The organism is Bradyrhizobium sp. Bra78 (assembly GCF_024519855.1).
Lineage (GTDB): Bacteria > Pseudomonadota > Alphaproteobacteria > Rhizobiales > Xanthobacteraceae > Bradyrhizobium > Bradyrhizobium japonicum_G.
Genome location: NZ_JALJRE010000010.1, coordinates 228555 through 245352 on the forward strand (window position 1 = coordinate 228555; position 16798 = coordinate 245352).

17 protein-coding genes are annotated in these 16798 nt (G+C 64.4%); 8 read left to right on the forward strand and 9 right to left on the reverse strand.

Translation table 11 applies throughout. The annotated features are described in order from the left end of the window. The first annotated feature begins 72 nt into the window (after positions 1 to 72). Together lpxD and fabZ are read left to right on the forward strand one after the other, a co-directional pair. Complete coding sequence (gene lpxD / locus OC450_RS22845; RefSeq protein ID WP_262048727.1) at positions 73 to 1140, forward strand: UDP-3-O-(3-hydroxymyristoyl)glucosamine N-acyltransferase; 1068 nt, start codon at positions 73 to 75, stop codon at positions 1138 to 1140. Beyond that, positions 1137 to 1598, forward strand: a complete 462-nt coding sequence (fabZ, locus tag OC450_RS22850; protein ID WP_211387181.1) for a 3-hydroxyacyl-ACP dehydratase FabZ — start codon at positions 1137 to 1139, stop codon at positions 1596 to 1598. The genes lpxD and fabZ overlap by 4 nt, the downstream gene beginning before the upstream one ends. Positions 1599 to 1604: 6 nt before the next feature. Here fabZ and OC450_RS22855 read toward each other — a convergent pair whose 3' ends face one another. Further along, entirely contained in the window at positions 1605 to 1949 is a 345-nt protein-coding gene (locus OC450_RS22855; RefSeq protein WP_211387180.1) for a KTSC domain-containing protein, read from the reverse strand. A gap of 176 nt (positions 1950 to 2125) precedes the next feature. On the opposite strand from OC450_RS22855, the gene lpxA reads away from it, so the two are divergent. The 3 genes from lpxA to lpxB are packed head-to-tail and all read left to right on the forward strand — an operon-like array spanning position 2126 to position 4975. Continuing rightward, on the forward strand, positions 2126 to 2917 hold the full coding sequence (lpxA, locus tag OC450_RS22860; protein ID WP_211387179.1) for an acyl-ACP--UDP-N-acetylglucosamine O-acyltransferase: 792 nt from the start codon (positions 2126 to 2128) through the stop codon (positions 2915 to 2917). 19 nt (positions 2918 to 2936) lie between these two features. Then, on the forward strand, positions 2937 to 3794 hold the full coding sequence (locus tag OC450_RS22865; RefSeq protein WP_262048728.1) for an LpxI family protein: 858 nt from the start codon (positions 2937 to 2939) through the stop codon (positions 3792 to 3794). Then, positions 3791 to 4975 (forward strand): lipid-A-disaccharide synthase, encoded by a 1185-nt coding sequence (gene lpxB / locus OC450_RS22870; RefSeq protein ID WP_262048729.1) that lies wholly within the window; start codon positions 3791 to 3793, stop codon positions 4973 to 4975. The genes OC450_RS22865 and lpxB overlap by 4 nt, the downstream gene beginning before the upstream one ends. Here lpxB and OC450_RS22875 read toward each other — a convergent pair. The 8 genes from OC450_RS22875 to gltX all read right to left on the reverse strand — a co-directional run bounded on the left by OC450_RS22875 (position 4972) and on the right by gltX (position 14234). Continuing rightward, on the reverse strand, positions 4972 to 5739 hold the full coding sequence (locus OC450_RS22875; RefSeq protein ID WP_256807235.1) for an SDR family NAD(P)-dependent oxidoreductase: 768 nt from the start codon (positions 5737 to 5739) through the stop codon (positions 4972 to 4974). The two genes, lpxB and OC450_RS22875, sit on opposite strands and share 4 nt — an antisense overlap. Next, complete coding sequence (locus OC450_RS22880; protein ID WP_211387175.1) at positions 5736 to 6845, reverse strand: ABC transporter ATP-binding protein; 1110 nt, start codon at positions 6843 to 6845, stop codon at positions 5736 to 5738. Before OC450_RS22880 ends, OC450_RS22875 begins: the two co-directional genes overlap by 4 nt. Before the next feature lie 10 nt (positions 6846 to 6855). Further along, entirely contained in the window at positions 6856 to 7746 is an 891-nt protein-coding gene (locus OC450_RS22885) for a carbohydrate ABC transporter permease (RefSeq protein ID WP_372703167.1), read from the reverse strand. Then, complete coding sequence (locus tag OC450_RS22890; protein ID WP_211387173.1) at positions 7700 to 8623, reverse strand: carbohydrate ABC transporter permease; 924 nt, start codon at positions 8621 to 8623, stop codon at positions 7700 to 7702. Before OC450_RS22890 ends, OC450_RS22885 begins: the two co-directional genes overlap by 47 nt. Beyond that, on the reverse strand, positions 8620 to 9906 hold the full coding sequence (locus tag OC450_RS22895; protein ID WP_315986396.1) for an ABC transporter substrate-binding protein: 1287 nt from the start codon (positions 9904 to 9906) through the stop codon (positions 8620 to 8622). The genes OC450_RS22890 and OC450_RS22895 overlap by 4 nt, the downstream gene beginning before the upstream one ends. Positions 9907 to 9964: 58 nt before the next feature. After that, positions 9965 to 11143 carry an ROK family transcriptional regulator gene (locus tag OC450_RS22900; RefSeq protein ID WP_262048752.1) on the reverse strand — a complete coding sequence of 393 codons (1179 nt, stop codon included), beginning with the start codon at positions 11141 to 11143 and terminating at the stop codon, positions 9965 to 9967. A 189-nt stretch (positions 11144 to 11332) separates the two neighbouring features. Beyond that, a complete protein-coding gene (gene gltA, locus OC450_RS22905; RefSeq protein WP_262048731.1) occupies positions 11333 to 12637 on the reverse strand; it encodes a citrate synthase in 1305 nt (434 codons plus the stop codon). A gap of 169 nt (positions 12638 to 12806) precedes the next feature. Next, positions 12807 to 14234 (reverse strand): glutamate--tRNA ligase, encoded by a 1428-nt coding sequence (gltX, locus tag OC450_RS22910; protein WP_211387170.1) that lies wholly within the window; start codon positions 14232 to 14234, stop codon positions 12807 to 12809. Positions 14235 to 14389: 155 nt separating this feature from the next. Here gltX and OC450_RS22915 point away from each other — a divergent pair, with 155 nt between their 5' ends. The 3 genes from OC450_RS22915 to OC450_RS22925 all read left to right on the forward strand — a co-directional run bounded on the left by OC450_RS22915 (position 14390) and on the right by OC450_RS22925 (position 16776). Continuing rightward, positions 14390 to 16066 (forward strand): glutamine--tRNA ligase/YqeY domain fusion protein, encoded by a 1677-nt coding sequence (locus OC450_RS22915; protein WP_262048732.1) that lies wholly within the window; start codon positions 14390 to 14392, stop codon positions 16064 to 16066. Between the two features lie 6 nt (positions 16067 to 16072). Then, positions 16073 to 16459, forward strand: coding sequence for a YybH family protein (locus tag OC450_RS22920; protein ID WP_262048733.1), 387 nt, complete (start codon positions 16073 to 16075; stop codon positions 16457 to 16459). Positions 16460 to 16542: 83 nt separating this feature from the next. Further along, complete coding sequence (locus OC450_RS22925) at positions 16543 to 16776, forward strand: DUF2171 domain-containing protein (RefSeq protein WP_211387167.1); 234 nt, start codon at positions 16543 to 16545, stop codon at positions 16774 to 16776. Positions 16777 to 16798 lie beyond the last annotated feature (22 nt).

Here is a 16798-nt window from a genome sequence, read left to right on the forward strand (position 1 = left end):
GTGCCGATCCATGAGATGAGGCATGATGCGGCTTGACCGCTTCATGCCGAAGCCGGACCGCGACGGGGTGGAATGGCGCAGCCGACCTTCTTCACAAAACCGCCTGCCTCGGCGTTGGCAGACATTGCCACGCTGACCAAGGCCGAGCTGGTCGACCCCGCCAGGGGCGGCCGAATCATTACGGGCCTTGCTTCGCTCGACGAAGCGGGCCCGATGCATCTGGCGTTCTTCGACAACCTCAAATACGCCGATGAGCTCAAGACGACCAAGGCCGGCGCCTGCCTGGTCAGCCCGCGTTTCGAGGCCCAGGTGCCCGCGCATGTGGCCGTGCTGCGGGTGACGCAGCCGTTCCGCGCCTTCGTCCGGATCGCCCGCGAGTGGCATGGCGAGGCGCTGAGGCCGCAATCCTGGGTCGGCAACGACGGCATCGCGCCATCGGCGATCATCGACCCGACGGCGCGGCTCGAGGACGGCGTGATCGTCGATCCCCTGGCCGTGATCGGTCCGGACGTGGAGATCGGTAGCGGCACCGTCGTGGGTGCGGGGGCCGTGATCGGGCCCGGCGTCAAGATCGGCCGGGACTGCAATGTCGGCGCGCGCACCGCCATCCAATGCGCCCTGATCGGCAACAACGTGCTGATCCATCCCGGATGCTCGATCGGCCAGGACGGCTACGGCTTCATCTTCTTCGGCCCCGAGGGCCATCTGAAGGTGCCGCAGACCGGGCGGGTGCTGATCCAGAACGATGTCGAGGTCGGCGCCGGGACCACGATCGACCGCGGCAGCTTGCGCGACACCGTGATTGGCGAGGGGACGAAAATCGACAATCAGGTCCAGATCGGTCACAATGTCACGATCGGCAGGCACTGCCTGCTGGCGGCCCAGATCGGGCTCGCGGGCAGCCTGACCCTTGGCGACAACGTGGCACTCGGAGCGAAGGTCGGCATCAACAATCACCTCAAGATCGGCGATGGGGCCCAGGTGACCGCGATGAGCGGCGTCAAGGACGACATCCCGCCCAACGGACGTTGGGGCGGTTTTTTCGCCAAGCCGACCAAACAATGGTTCAAGGAGATTATCGCGGTGGAGCGCCTGGTACGCGACAGCAAGGCCGATCCGAAGGACGGGGGACGGGAATGACGGAGGAATCGCCTGTCAGGTTCGAGCTGGTGGACATCAACGCAATCCTCCAGACCCTGCCGCACCGCTTTCCGATGCTGCTGATCGACCGCGTGATCAACATCCGCGCCGATTACAGCGGCATCGGCATCAAGAACGTCACCTTCAACGAGCCGGCCTTCCAGGGGCACTTTCCCGAGCGGCCGGTCTATCCCGGTGTCATGATGATCGAGGCGATGGCGCAGACCGCGGGCGTGATCGGCATCAAGTCGGTCGAAGGCACCGAGAAGCCGCGCGCGGTGTACTTCCTCACCATCGACAAGTGCAAGTTCCGCAAACCCGTGCTGCCCGGCGATACCATCGAATATCACATGCGCTCGGTCGGCCGCCGCAAGGCGATGTGGTGGTTTCACGGCGATGCCAAGGTCAATGGGCAGGTCGTTGCGGAAGCCGACGTCGGTGCCATGCTGACCGATTGAGCGGGATCAGCTCCTGTGGGTGCGCTCGCGCGCCCCGCACGCATACCAGCGGCCTGCGACCTTGCTCTTGAAGTTCTGGTTGAAGAACTGGCCCATGGACGGTGCGCCAAGGAGACGCTCGACCGTATCTGACGTCACGCCGCAATAGCGGTCATAGGCGCCGTTGACCGCGACGACGAGGTCCTGCTGCGCGCGATCGTAACAGACCCGCTGAAGCACCGTGCTGCGGTTGATGTCGCGGCACTCGAATGTCCCGAGATCGACAAGGCCGCGTTCACCGGTCTCGACCGTCTCGGACACGATCGGTACGGTCGCAAGCTGTGCGAGCAGGATTGCCAGGGCTCTGACCACGATGACCTCAATCTCCACATGAAGGCGTTGAAGGACTGCGACGGCCGGCTCATCCGGTATCTGAAACAGGCCGATACGATACGTCACTGGACAGATCGGGCATAGTCGCGCTAACCACCAGAAAAGTGAGCGACTTCAACACATAATCAGACCTTCTTGATGAGTCAGATTGCTTGATGAGTAAGATTGATCCCACCGCACGGATCGAGGACGGCGCCGTGATCGGCGAGGGCACGGAGATCGGGCCCTTCTGCATCATCGGCCCGAATGTCGTGATCGGCGCGAACTGCAAGCTGATTGGACACGTGCACATTACGGCGCAGACCACGATCGGCGACGATTGCACCATCTTTCCTTTCGCCTCGCTCGGCACGCCGCCGCAGTCGCTCAGCTATCGTGGCGAGCTGACCAAGCTGAAGATCGGGTCGGGCTGCACCATCCGCGAATCCGTGACGATGAACGCCGGCACCGTCGCCGGCGGCGGCATTACCACGGTCGGCGACCGCGGCTATTTCATGAACTGCAGCCATGTCGGCCACGACTGCCATGTCGGCAACGACGTGATCTTCGCGACCTCGGCGACGCTCGGCGGCCACAGCGAGATCGGTGACTTCGTCTTCATCGGCGGCCTGTCCGCAGTCCACCAGTTCACCCGTATCGGTCCGCAGGTCATGGTCGGCGGCGTGTGCGGCGTGCGCGACGACGTCATTCCGTTCGGCCTGGTCAACGGCCAGTATGCTGCGCTCGAGGGCCTCAACCTGATCGGCATGAAGCGGCGCAAGTTCACCAAGCAGCGGCTTGCGACCGTGCGCGCGTTCTACCAGAAGCTTTTCCACGGTCCCGGCACCTTTGCCGAACGGCTGGAGACGGCGCGACCGCTCTCCGGCGAAGATCCGGCGATCGCCGAAATCCTCGACTTCATCGGCAAGGGCAAGCGCCCGCTCTGTCTTCCCGCCATCGCAAAGTGATCCTGGGATGGCCGCGGGAATGACATCGGCGGCTTCGGACATTTCATCGCCGGTCGGCGTGGTCGCCGGCGGCGGCGCGATGCCATTCGCGGTCGCCGAGTCGCTCGCCGCGCGCGGCATCACGCCGGTGCTGTTTCCGCTGCGCGGGGCCTGCGATCCTGCGCGGGTGGAGAAATTCCGCCATCGCTGGATCTCGGTCGGCCAGCTCGGCCGCGCCATGCGCCTGTTCCGCGAGGAAGGCTGCCGCGATCTGATCTTCATCGGCACCTTGGTACGGCCCTCGCTCTCGGAAGTCCGGTTCGACTTCACGACATTGCGGCTGCTCGGCAACGTCATCCGGGCCTTCCGCGGCGGCGACGATCATTTGTTGTCCGGCGTCGGGCGCATCCTCGAGGAGGGCGGGTTTCGCATGGTCGGCATCAAGGATGTCGCGCCCGATCTGCTGATGCCCGAGGGCTGCATCAGCCGCGCCTGGCCGAGCGATACCGGAAAGACCGACATCGAGCGCGGACGCGCGGTGCTGACCGCGCTCGGTCCGTTCGACATCGGCCAGGCTGCGGTCGTGATCGACGGCCATGTGGTGGCGGTCGAGGACATCGAGGGCACCGATGCGCTGCTCGCGCGCGTGGCACGCCTGCGCGAGGAGGGCCGCATCCGCGCCGCCGCCGGGCGGGGCGTGCTGGTGAAGGTCCCGAAGAGCGGACAGGATTTGCGCTTCGACCTGCCTACCATCGGCCCGCGCACCCTCGAAGGTGTCGCCGCCGCCGGGCTGGCCGGCATCGCCGTCGTCGCCGGCAACACCATCGCCGCCGAGCCGCAGGCGATGATCGCGCTCGCCGATGCCAAATATCTCTTCGTCATCGGCCTGCCGGCGTGATGCAGAGCCGCGATCCCAAGCGGAAGATCTTTCTGATCGCGACGGAGGAATCCGGCGACCGGCTCGGTAGCGCCTTGATGAAGGTGCTGCGCCAGCGCCTCGGCGATGGCGTGCAGTTCGAGGGCGTCGGCGGCGGCACCATGGCGCGCGAGGGACTCGAATCGCTGTTTCCGATCGAGGAGCTGTCGATCGTCGGCTTCGCCGCGGTCGTGCATCAATTGCCAAAAATTCTCCGGCTGATCCGCGAGACCGCGGAGGCCGTGCTGGTGGCAGCGCCGGACGCGCTGGTCATCATCGACAGTCCTGATTTCACCCATCGCGTCGCCCGCCGCGTGCGGGCGCGCAATCCCGCCATCCCGGTCGTCGATTACGTTTCGCCGCAGCTCTGGGCCTGGCGGCCGGGACGGGCGCGGACCATGCTCGGCTATGTGGATCATGTTCTCGGCCTGTTGCCGTTCGAACCGGAGGAATACCGCAAGCTCGGCGGGCCGCCATGCAGCTATGTCGGCCATCCCCTGATCGAGCAATTGCCCTCGCTGCGTCCGAACGCGGAGGAGCGGGCTCGCCGTGACGGCGAGCCGCCGGTTTTGCTGGTGCTGCCCGGCAGCCGCCGCAGCGAGATCAGGCACCATATCGAGGTGTTCGGCGCCACGATCGGCCGGTTGCAGGCGGAAGGCCGCCGCTTTGAGCTGGTGCTACCGACCATGCCGCATCTCGAAGCCACCATTCGCGAAGGCATCGCGGCCTGGCCGGTCAAGCCGCAGATCGTGGTTGGCGAAAGCGAGAAACGCGCCGCCTTCCGGATCGCGCGCGCGGCGCTGGCAAAATCCGGCACTGTGACGCTGGAGCTCGCGTTGTCGGGCATTCCGATGGTGACGGCCTATCGCGTCGGCGCCATCGAGGCCTTCATCCTGCGCCGTGCGATCAGCGTCTCCTCGGTGATCCTTGCCAACCTCGTGATCGGCGAGGAAGTGATTCCGGAGTATTTGCAGGAGGACTGCACGCCGGAGAAGCTCGCGCCGGCGCTGACGGATCTGCTCACGGACAGCGACATGCGCCGCCGGCAGGTCGAGGCCTTCGCGCGGCTCGACGCCATCATGTCCACCGGCGATCAATCGCCGAGCGTGCGCGCCGCCGACATTTTGCTCGCGACCATGCGCAAGGGCAGGCGGACGAGCTAGCCAAGTCCGCCATCGACCTGGAAGCACTGGCGCGTGATGCGCCGGCTTTCGTCGGATGCCAGGAACAACGCCATGTTTGCGATGTCCTCGGGCGTCACCGCATCGGGGATGGCCTGCCGCGTACGAATCTCGGCGATGACCTGCTCGTCCGGATACCACAGCCGGCGCTGACGTTCGGTGATCACCATGCCCGGCGCAATCGCGTTGACGCGGATGCGGTCGGGACCGACCAGCCGCGCCAGCGAGTTGGTGAAGCCGACGATCGCGGCCTTGGCCGCAGCGTAGACCGGCAGTGCCGGCGCGCCACGCATCCAGGCAATCGACGACATGTTGATGATCGAGCCGCCGCCGCGCGCCTGCATCTGTGGCACGACCGCCTGGGCCGCAAAGAACACGTGCTTGAGGTTGACGCCGACCATCCAGTCGAACTCGGCGGGCGTCACCTCGGCCAGCACCTGGCGTTGATCATTGGCAGCGTTGTTGACCAGGACTGCGGCATCGCCGAGCGATCCGTGCACCTTTCCCATCGCGGCGCGCAGGGCGTCGATGTCCAGGAGATCGCATGGCACGAACAACGGCGCGGAGGCGGATCCGGCCGCCACGTCCCGCGCCAGTGCCTCGCCGGCGCTCGCATCGACGTCGAGGAAGGCGACCCGGGCGCCCTGGGCCGCGAACGCCCGCACGAAGGCGGCTCCGATGCCGCTGGCGCCACCGGTAACCAACACCACGCGGCCGGCAAGGCTGGAATAGCTCGTCTGGGTCATGCGATCAGTCGCTCCGTCTCGGGGTCGAACAGGCAAATGCGCCGTGTATCGAGCGCAAAGGACGCGGTAGCCCCAGGCGCGGGGCGGATATCCGGCGTGATGCGCGCCAGCGCCGACTCGCCGCCGAGCCGCAGCAGCACGATCGTTTCGGCCCCCGTCGGCTCGACCATCTCCACCGGCGCGCTGAGGACGACGGGCGCATCGCCGGGAAACACGCGGCTGCCTTCCGCGATGCATTCCGGCCTGATCCCGAACACCACCTCGCGGCCGACAAAGGGGATCGCCGCGTCGTATCCTTGCAAGCGGAGCCGAACCTCATCCGGCCGCCCCGCGCCGATCACGACCACCGGCCCACCGGCATCAGCCTCGAGCCGTGCCGGCATCGTGTTCATCGGCGGCGAACCCATGAAACGGGCAACGAACAGATTGGCCGGATAACGATACACCGTATCCGGATCGGCAAACTGCTGCACCACGCCCCGATGCATCACGGCGATGCGGGTTGCCATCGTCATCGCCTCGATCTGGTCGTGGGTGACATAGATGATGGTGGCGCCGATGCGCTGATGCAGCCGCTTGATCTCCATCCGCATCTCGACCCGCAGCTTGGCGTCGAGATTGGAGAGCGGCTCGTCGAACAGGAAGAGCAGGGGATCGCGCACCAGCGCGCGCCCCATCGCCACGCGTTGGCGCTGGCCGCCGGAGAGTTGCGACGGCTTGCGGCCGAGCAGGGGCTCGATCTGGAGCAGCTTGGCCACGTTCGCCAGCGCCTTCTCCTGCTCCGCCTTGGCTACGTGCCGGCATTCCATGCCGAAGGTGATGTTCTGTCGCACCGTCATCGACGGGTAGAGCGCGTAGGACTGGAACACCATGGCGATGTTGCGGTCCTTGGGCGGAACGTCATTGACCACGCGCCCGCCGATCTCGATCGTGCCGTCGCTCGCACGATCGAGCCCGGCGACGATGTTGAGCAGCGTGGACTTGCCGCAGCCGGACGGTCCGACCAGAACGGTGAACTCGCCGCTCTCGATGTCGAGATCGATGCCCTTCAGCACCTCCAGATTGGCGTAACGCTTGGACAGGGCGCGAATGCTCAATGCTGCCATGACAAATCCATCATTTCACTGCGCCAGCGGTCAGGCCGCGAACAAAGTACCTGCCACCGAGGAGATAGATCAGCAGAGTGGGGAGCGCTGCGATGATCACCGCGGCGCTCTGCACGCCATGCTGCGGGATGTCCGCGACGGCGGCAGACAGCGCGATGAGAGCGGCCGTGACGGGCTGCTGCTGGCCGTTCGTGAACGTCACGCCATAGAGAAACTCGTTCCAGATATGCGTGAACTGCCAGATCACGGTGACGATCAGGATCGGAGGCGAGAGCGGCAGGATGATGCGCCAGAAAATACGGAAGAACCCGGCGCCATCGATGCGCGCGGCCCTGATCAATTCGTGGGGAATGGCGACATAGTAGTTTCGGCAGAACAGCGTGGTGAAGGAGAGCCCCTGGATCGTGTGAATCAGAACCAGGCCCGTCAGCGTGTTGATGAGGCCGATATCGCGCAGCACGATGGTCCAGGGAAGCAGGCGCATTTGCTGGGGAAGGAAGAGGCCTAGGGTCACGATTCCGTAGATCCAGTTGTCGCCGCGAAAGCGCCAGAGCGACACGGCGTAACCGGCGACCGCACCGAGCAGTGTCGAGAAAATCGTCGCGGGGATCGTGACGAGCGCGGAGTTCAGCATGTACGGCCGGATACCGGCGCAGGTCTCGGCGACGCAGAAGCCGCTCCAGGCAGCGGCGTAGTTGCTCCAGGCCAAGTGTTGCGGCCAGCCGATCATCGACCCCTGCGCGATCTCCTCGTTGGTGCGCAGCGAGTTCAGCACGACAACCGCCAATGGCGCGAGCCATGTTGCAGCGATCAGCGAAACGATGAGATAGATCAGAACGCGGCCTGGCGCGAGCTCACGCATGGGTCGCCCGCCGTTTCTGGACATAGCGCCACGCTGCATACGGCAGCAGGACCGCGAGCAGAATAAGCAACATGAGCACAGCCGCTGCCGCCCCCCGGCCGAGCAGGCTGCGTTGGAACATCAGGTCGTAGACGACGAGAGCCGGCAGCTGGGTCGCGATTCCCGGCCCGCCATTGGTGAGCGCACGGACGAGGTCGAAAGCCGAAATCGCAAACTGCAACTGGACAACGACGACGGTGATGGTGATCGGCCAAAGCGTCGGCAGAATGATGCGCCAGTAGGTTCGGATCGGTCCCGCGCCGTCGATCTGCGCGGCCTTGATAATGTCGGCATCGACGGACCGAAGGCCGGCAAGGAACAGCGCCATGGCGAAGCCGGAGGATTGCCAGATCGCAGCGATGACAATGGTCCAGATCGCCATGTCGCGGTCGATCAGCCAGTCGAACTTGAAGGAGGTCCAGCCGAGGTCGTGAACCAGCTTCTGGATTCCGATGCCGGGATTGAGCAGCCAGCTCCAGACCGTGCCGGTGACGACGAAAGACACCGCAAGGGGGTAGAGAAAGATGGATCGCAGCGCGTTTTCGCCGCGAATGCGCTGATCGAGCAGGATCGCAAGGACGAGCCCGGTCACCGCACTCAGCAGCACGAAAGCGCTGCCAAACAGCAGCAGATTGTCGAAGGCGATCTGCCAGTTTCGCGATGCCAGGACCGCGGTGTAGTTGCGCAAACCCACCCAGCCCGAGACCGGGACCAGCGTGGATGGCGTGAACGATATCCAGATCGTCCACAGCGAGAACGACACGAGATGCACGGCGCACAGCAGCAGCGGCACCCAGATCATCAGGTATTCGGGCAGCCGGCGCACCAGATCGGAAGCCGCCGGCCGGCCCGGTTTCGTCGAGACGGCGTTGGTCAACGCGCGCCCTCGACGGCCTCGGCGAGGCGGGTGGCCGCCTGCTCCGGTTTGATCGTCTTGTCCTTCACGTACTCGGTGATCACGTCGATCAACGCCGCGGTCATGCCGTTTTCCTGCGCCATGTTGTGCGCAAGACTGAGGACGGCCTGATTGCTGGCGATAGCGTCCTTCAGAGCAGCTGCGGTCCGCCGTTGACCGTCCGACCAGCCTTCACCGGAAAGATCGACATCGGTGCGCACGGGTATCGATCCCGTAATCTGCGAATACATCGTCTGGATCGCCGGATCCATCACGAGTTGGGCCATCAGCGTCTGGCCGGCTTGCAGGTCGGGCTCCTTGCGCTGCCAGAATATGAACGCATCGGCATTCAAGAGGAAGACCGGCTTGCTATTGTCGCTGGGGCCTGGCGCGATCATGAAGTCCTCGAACTTGAAACCGGCATTGCGCAATACGCCCTGCGCCCACCCGCCCATGATCATCATGCCCATGTCGCCGTCGATGAAGCGCTTCAGGTTGGTCGAAAAGTGCTGGGCGCCGACGTTGGGGTCCATCCAGTCGGCGATCTTGCGCACCTGTACGAACGCTGCCTTGATCTCGGGTCCCTTCAGGGCCTTCGCGTCGAGATTCATGATGGCAGCGCGGTATGCAGCGGGACTGATGCCCGCCAAAGCGGCCTCGAATTTTTGGCCGTCGTCGGGGCGGGTGCCGCCGTTTGCGACGGGATAGGGGACACCGCCTGCTTTCATCCTTTCGGCGAGGTCGTTGAACTCAGCCCATGTGACGGGGATCTTGTCGGCCTTGGCCTTGTCCATCGCGCGTTTGGAGAGAAACAGCATGTTGGTGCTGTAGATCTGCAGCGGCAGGGCAATCCACTTGCCCCCCGGCTTGTGCAATTTTGCAAGATCTGGCGCGACGACCTTTTCATAGCCGGCGGCAGCGACGACGGCGTCGAGATCGACGGTCGGGGCAATCTTCGACCAGGCTGCAATCTCGGGACCTTTGAGCTGCGAACAGGCCGGCGGATCGCCCGCCATGATCTGAGCGCGCAGCTTGTTCATCATCTCGGTGGTGAACCCGGGGACGGGCGAGTGCTGCCAGATCCCGCCTTTTTCCTCGAATTTCTTGCCAAGCGCCGTGATCGCCGCTCCGTCGCTGCCCGCGGACCATTGCGAGATTGCGGTCAGGCGCGGCTTGAGTGCGCCTTGTGCGCGGGCAAATGCCGGCAGTGCGAGCGCGGCCGCAGATCCAGCGAGCAGACGGCGCCTTGTTGTGGTGATCGGCATGTCAAGTTCCTCCCGGTGTGAAAGCTGTTGGCGCGTCAAAGGCGCGGTTTAGTTCATGTCAGGCGGCCTCCGTAGAAGCCGCGTGCATTCCGCCGCATCTGGCGAGGCAGAAGGCGGCGAAGGCGAGCGCAGCCTGCGGATCGTTGCCGGTCGAGGGCGGCACGAAGGCGAGCGACACCTGTGCCAGTGTCCGTCCACCCAGCAGACAGGCATCAATCCCGTCGACCACGGCCTTGCGATCGTCCTCGGAGAGAAGCGACGGCCAGCCGCTGATCGCAACGCCGCGGCAAGGCTTCACGTTCAGCGTATTGCCGATCGCAAGGCCAAGCCGGAACAAGCGCTCGCGCAACTCCTGACGCACGCGTGGCAGAAGCGGGATCGTGGTCACCCATTCGTTGCCGAGCCGGAGCAAGTCGGCTTCGGTGACGCCCAACAGTTCGGCCAGGGCCGGAAGCGACGTATAGGCCTCGACGCAGCCGTGATGGCCGCAGCGGCAACGCGGTCCGTCGGCAGCGAACACCATGTGGCCGAGTTCGACCGGCTGAAGGGCATCGTCCTCGACCGGATCATCCATCCAGGTGCCGGCAACACCCTGGCCGACAAAGACGAACAGATGCGCGCCGCTGAATGGATAGTTTTCCGTGCGGCAGCGATGAAACGTGGCGTGCGCCACGACGGAGTTGGTGAACGCGACCGGCACGCCGGCAAACATCTCGCCGAGCATGTCGCTGATATGTCCGACATCACAGGGGATGATCGGATTGCCAAACTCGCTCAATCGGCCGAGGCCTGGAACGGAGACGCCGATCTGCGCGAGCCTGACACGCCGCTGGCGTGTCCAGTCCCGCAGCAAGGCCAGCGCCTCGCGAAAGACGTGGCTGACGGACCCGAGATTCAGCTTCACCGGCAGCGGCACACGCTCGGTGTAATGCAGTTCGCCCGACAGGCCGCCGACGCCAACGCTGAGCCATTGACCGGTCAGCTCAACGGCTGCGAGTGCCACCGAAGAACCGAGCGACACCAGGCCGGTGGGGCCGCCGACATAGGGGGCAGGGCGCCGCACCTCCGCGATCAGGCCTTCGGTCTTCAGGTCGAACACGATGCGCGACAGGCTCGCCTCGGACAGGCGCACGGCCCTGGCCAGCGGCGGACGAAACGAGCCGCCCGACTGAAGCAGGTGAGTCAAAATGGCGGCACGCGTCTGCCGCCGACTTCGCGGCTGCTCCGGCATTTCCATCCCTGTCGTCATTCTTACTTAGTGTAAGAATTTGCGCGCGAAGCGTTTCGACGTCAAGCGCCGGCCGACGCATTGCGCCGACTTGTTGTTGTGCGCGGCAGCATCGGACGGACCTGCAACGGCGTCTGCACAAAACAAAACGGCGCCATCCTGTGATGGCGCCGCTTCGAAAGCCGTATCGGCCAGGACTTACTTCCGATCCTTGATCGCCACATAGTCGCGGCGGGTGACGCCGGGGTAGAGCTGGCGCGGACGGCCGATCTTCTGCTGCGGATCCTCGATCATCTCGCTCCACTGGCTGATCCAGCCGACCGTGCGGGCGACCGCGAACAGCACGGTGAACATCGAGACCGGGAAGCCCATCGCCTTCAGCGTGATGCCCGAATAGAAGTCGACGTTCGGGTAGAGCTTGCGGTCGATGAAGTACTGGTCGCTGAGCGCGATCTTCTCGAGCTCGAGCGCCACCTTCAGCATCGGATCGTCACCATGGCCGGTCTCCTTGAGCACGGCGTGACACATCTTCTGCATGATCTTGGCGCGCGGATCGTAGTTCTTGTAGACGCGGTGGCCGAAGCCCATCAGGCGGACTTCGCTGTTCTTGTCCTTCACCTTGGCGATGAACTCGGGGATCTTGTCGACCGAGCCGATCTCGGCGAGCATCGCGAGCGCGGCTTCGTTGGCGCCGCCATGCGCCGGGCCCCACAGGCAGGCGATGCCGGCGGCGATGCAGGCGAACGGGTTGGCGCCGGATGAGCCGGCGATACGCACCGTCGAGGTCGAGGCGTTCTGCTCGTGGTCGGCGTGCAGGATGAAGATCTTGTCCAGCGCGTCAGCGAGCACCGGGTTGATCTTGTAGTCCTCGCACGGCACGGCGAAGCACATGTTGAGGAAGTTCTCGGCGAAGGACAGCGAGTTCTTCGGATACACGAAGGGCTGGCCGACCGTGTACTTGTAGGCCATCGCCGCCAGCGTCGGGATCTTGGCGATCATGCGCATGGAAGCGATCATGCGCTGCTTGGGATCGTTGATGTCGGTCGAGTCGTGATAGAACGCGGCGAGCGCGCCGACGGACGCCACCATCACCGCCATCGGATGAGCATCGCGGCGGAAGCCCTGGAAGAAGCGGGCCATCTGCTCGTGCACCATCGTGTGATGGATCACGCGGTCGTCGAAATCCTTCTTCTGCGCGGCGGTCGGCAGGTCCCCGTAGAGCAGGAGATAGCAGGTCTCCAGGAAGTCGCCGTTCTCGGCGAGTTGCTCGATCGGGTAGCCGCGGTATTCCAGCACGCCCGCGTCGCCGTCGATATAGGTGATCTTGGACTGGCAGCTCGCAGTGGACGTGAAGCCGGGATCGTAGGTGAACAGGCCGGACTGGCCGTAGAGCTTGCCGATATCGACGACATCAGGCCCGACGCTGCCGCTGTGGATCGGGAGATCGTAATTCTTGTTTCCGACCGTCAGCGTGGCGGTCTTATTGCTTGCTTTTGCGTCCATCAGAGGTCCCCGATGTGTGGTGAAACGGGCCGGACCCGGAAGGCCCCAAAGGAGTTGATGGGGCAGGCCGGATGTTCCAGAAGTACCGTGGAGATGGGTATATTATTGCTGTGTGCGCTGCAAGATGGCGCCGTGCATGGTCGACTTACGTCGTAGTCTGGTCCTTGGCCTAGTCCTTGGCCTGATCCCCAAGCCGGCCCAGGCTTTCCTGGCGTCCCAGGACGTCCAAAACCTCAAAAATACCAGGCGACGTCGACCGTCCGGTCAGCGCGGCCCGCAAGGGTTGGGCGACCGCGCCGAGCTTGAGACTATTTTCCTCGGCAAAGGCGCGCAGCGCGGCTTCCGTACTGGCGCCGCTCCATGTTGCGACTTTCTCCAGCGCGGAATGTAGCTGGCCGATCAGCTTGCGGTTGTCGGGCGTCAGCAGCGCTGCCGCCTTCGGATCGAGCTCCAGCGGCCGGTCGGCGAAGATGAAATAGGCGCTGTCGATCAGCTCGATCAGTGTCTTGGCGCGCTCCTTCAGGGCCGGCATGGCCTTCAGGAGCTGTGCGCGCGTGGTGTCGTTCAACTTGGCCTTAAGCTCGTCGCGGCTGGGCACGACGTGGTCGAGCACGTCCTCGAACATCTTCACGAGTGATTGATCGTCGGCGTGGCGGATGTAGTGGCCGTTGAGGTTTTCCAGCTTGGCAAAATCGAAGCGCGCGGCGGCGCGGCCGACGCTGGCGAGGTCGAACGCCGCGATCATCTCCTCGGTCGAGAATATCTCCTGGTCGCCATGGCTCCAGCCGAGCCGGACGAGATAGTTGCGGAGCGCGGCCGGGAGGTATCCCATGGCGCGGTAGGCATCGACGCCGAGCGCGCCGTGCCGCTTGGAGAGCTTCGAGCCGTCCGGGCCGTGGATCAGCGGGATGTGGGACATGCTCGGCAGAGCCCAGCCCATCGCATCGTAGATCTGCTTCTGGCGTGCGGCGTTGATCAGATGGTCGTCACCGCGGATGACGTGGGTGACGCCCATGTCGTGGTCGTCGACCACCACCGCGAGCATGTAGGTCGGGTTGCCGTCGCCGCGCAGCAGCACGAGGTCGTCGAGATTCTCGTTCTGCCAGACCACGCGGCCCTGGACCTGGTCCTCGATCACGGTCTCGCCGGTCTGCGGCGCCCGCAGGCGGATGGTGGGCTTGACGTCGGAAGGTGCGGTGGCCGGATCGCGGTCGCGCCATAGGCCGTCATAGAGGCGGGTGCGGCCCTCCGCGCGCGCCTTCTCGCGCATCGCGGTCAGCTCCTCGGCGGTGGCGTAGCAGCGATAGGCCTTGCCGTCGGCGAGCAGCTGCTCGGCGACCTCGCGGTGACGGGCCGCGCGGCTGAACTGGTAGATGACGTCGCCATCCCAGCCGAGCTCCAGCCATTTCAAGCCGTCGAGGATGGCGCCGATCGCCGCCTCCGTGGAGCGCTCCCGGTCGGTGTCTTCGATCCGCAGCAGCATCTTGCCGCCGTGCTTCTTCGCATAGAGCCAGTTGAACAGCGCCGTGCGGGCGCCCCCGATATGGAGGAAGCCGGTCGGGGAGGGAGCGAAGCGGGTGACGACGGAATCGGTCATTCTTGGCAGGGCCTATGCATTGGAGGCGGTGGTATATACCAGGACCGGAGCATAACTAAAGCCCGGCAGCGGACCGCCGAGGCCTTGCTTAAGCCCTTGGCTCAGCCAAGTGAATTTGGCAGAAGGACCGCTGATTTCCCTACAGGATTTTCGCAATGACAGAACCGGTGGCGACTGAGGTTGGGCGCGATTTCATTCGTGACATCATCCAGGCCGATCTCGATCAGGCCAAATACCAGGAGATCGTGACCCGGTTCCCGCCGGAGCCGAACGGCTACCTGCATATCGGCCACGCCAAGTCGATCGCGCTCAATTTCGGCATCGCCCAGGAGTTTCCAGGCCGCTGCCATCTGCGCTTCGACGACACCAACCCGGTCAAGGAAGAGCAGGAATATATCGATTCCATCCAGGCCGACGTGCGCTGGCTCGGCTTCGACTGGGGCAAGAACCTGTTCTTCGCCTCGGACTATTTCGACCGCCTGTATGAATGGGCGGAGAAGCTGATCGGCGACGGGCTCGCCTATGTCGACGACCAGACCCAGGAGGAGATCCGCACCTCGCGCGGCACGTTGACCGAGCCCGGCAAGAACTCGCCGTTCCGCGACCGCAGCGTGGACGAGAATCTCGACCTGTTCCGCCGCATGAAAGCCGGCGAATTCCCGAACGGCGCGCGTGTGCTGCGGGCCAAGATCGACATGGGCGCGGGCAACATCAATCTGCGCGATCCCGTGCTGTACCGCATCCTGCATGCGCACCATCCGCGCACCGGCACCAAATGGAGCATCTATCCGAGCTACGATTATGCCCACGGCCAGTCGGACGCGATCGAGGGTATCACGCATTCGATCTGCACGCTGGAGTTCGAGGATCATCGTCCGCTCTACGACTGGTTCATCGAGAAGCTGCCGGTGCCGTCCAAGCCGCACCAGTACGAATTCGCACGGCTGAACCTGACCTACACGCTGCTGTCCAAGCGCGTGCTGACCCAGCTCGTGCGCGAGGGCCATGTCGCGGGCTGGGACGATCCGCGCATGCCGACCATGGCGGGGATGCGCCGCCGCGGCGTGCCGCCGGCAGCCCTTCGCGAATTCGTCAAGCGCATCGGCGTGGCCAAGGCCAACAGCGTGGTCGACGTCGGCATGCTGGAGTTCTGCATCCGCGAGGAGCTGAACCGGACGTCGCAGCGCCGCATGGGCGTGATGCGGCCGCTGAAAGTGGTGATCGAGAACTATCCGGAAGGGCAGACCGAAGAGCTCGAGGCGATCAACCACCCGGACGATCCTTCCGCCGGCACGCGCAAGATCACGTTCGGCCGTGAGCTCTATATCGAGCAGGACGACTTCATGGAGAACCCGCCGAAGAAGTTCTTCCGCCTGTCGCCGGGCAACGAGGTGCGGCTGCGCTATGCTTACTTCATCAAGTGCACCGGCGTGATCAAGAACGATAGCGGCGAGGTTGTGGAGCTGCGCTGCACCTATGATCCTGCGACCAAGGGCGGCAACGCACCCGATGGCCGCAAGGTCAAGGCGACCATGCATTGGCTGCCGGCGGCAAATTCGGTGCCTGCGGAGATCCGCATCTACAACCAGCTGTTCGCCAATCCGAGCCCGGACGCCTCGAACTTCGCGGCCGACCTCAATCCGCAGTCGCTGGAGATCCTGGCTGATGCCCGAGTCGAGGTCTCGGTCGCGGAGAGCAATTCAACCGAGCCGATGCAGTTCGAGCGCCAGGGCTATTTCGTGCGCGACAAGGACTCGACGCCGGGCAAGCCGGTGTTCTCGCGGACCATCGGCCTGCGCGATACGTTCGCGAAAGAAGTCGCCAAAGGTTGAGCACGCATGAGCAACGAAGCCGACGCCATCGTTTCCGCCATCATCGCGAAATGGTGCGCCGGCTTCGCAACGCTCGACGCGGCCGGGCTGTCGTCGCTTTATGCGAAAAACGCGTTCTTCTTCGGATCAAACCCACGACTTTATCGGGGCCGGGACGGCGTCGCCGACTATTTCAACGGCCTACCGCGCTGGCGCAGGCCGTGCGCGGTGTTTTCCGAGGTGCGTGTTGCGCAGTCCGGTCCTGACCTGATCAACGTGGCCGCGAGCATCTCGTTCGATCTCGGCGGCGAGCGCCCGGATCTCGTCGTCAAGATGAGCTGGGTCATCATTCGCGAGGACGGCGACTGGAAGATCGTCAATCATCACGCCTCGTCGCAGGCGGCGTTGATCTGAGGAGCGCGCACGGCATCGTCATTCCGGCGAAGGCAACGAACGCGCACCTCGCGCGTTGTGTGGGTCCAGAAGAGGAACCCACCATGCAGAACATCGCAGAGCATATGGAAGTCATCGGCGCCGACGGCGTCCATGTCGGCACCGTCGACAAGGTCGAGGGCAACCGCATCAAGCTGACCAAGAAGGACAGCGGCGAAGGCAGCCACAAGGGCCACCATCACTTCATCGACAAGGGCCTCGTCGCCGGTGTCGAGGGCAACAAGGTGCGGCTGTCGGCCAAGGCGGACGTCGCCGTTACGATGGAACAGGAAAAATAGGGCGAAGCCCTTCCGTTCCTGA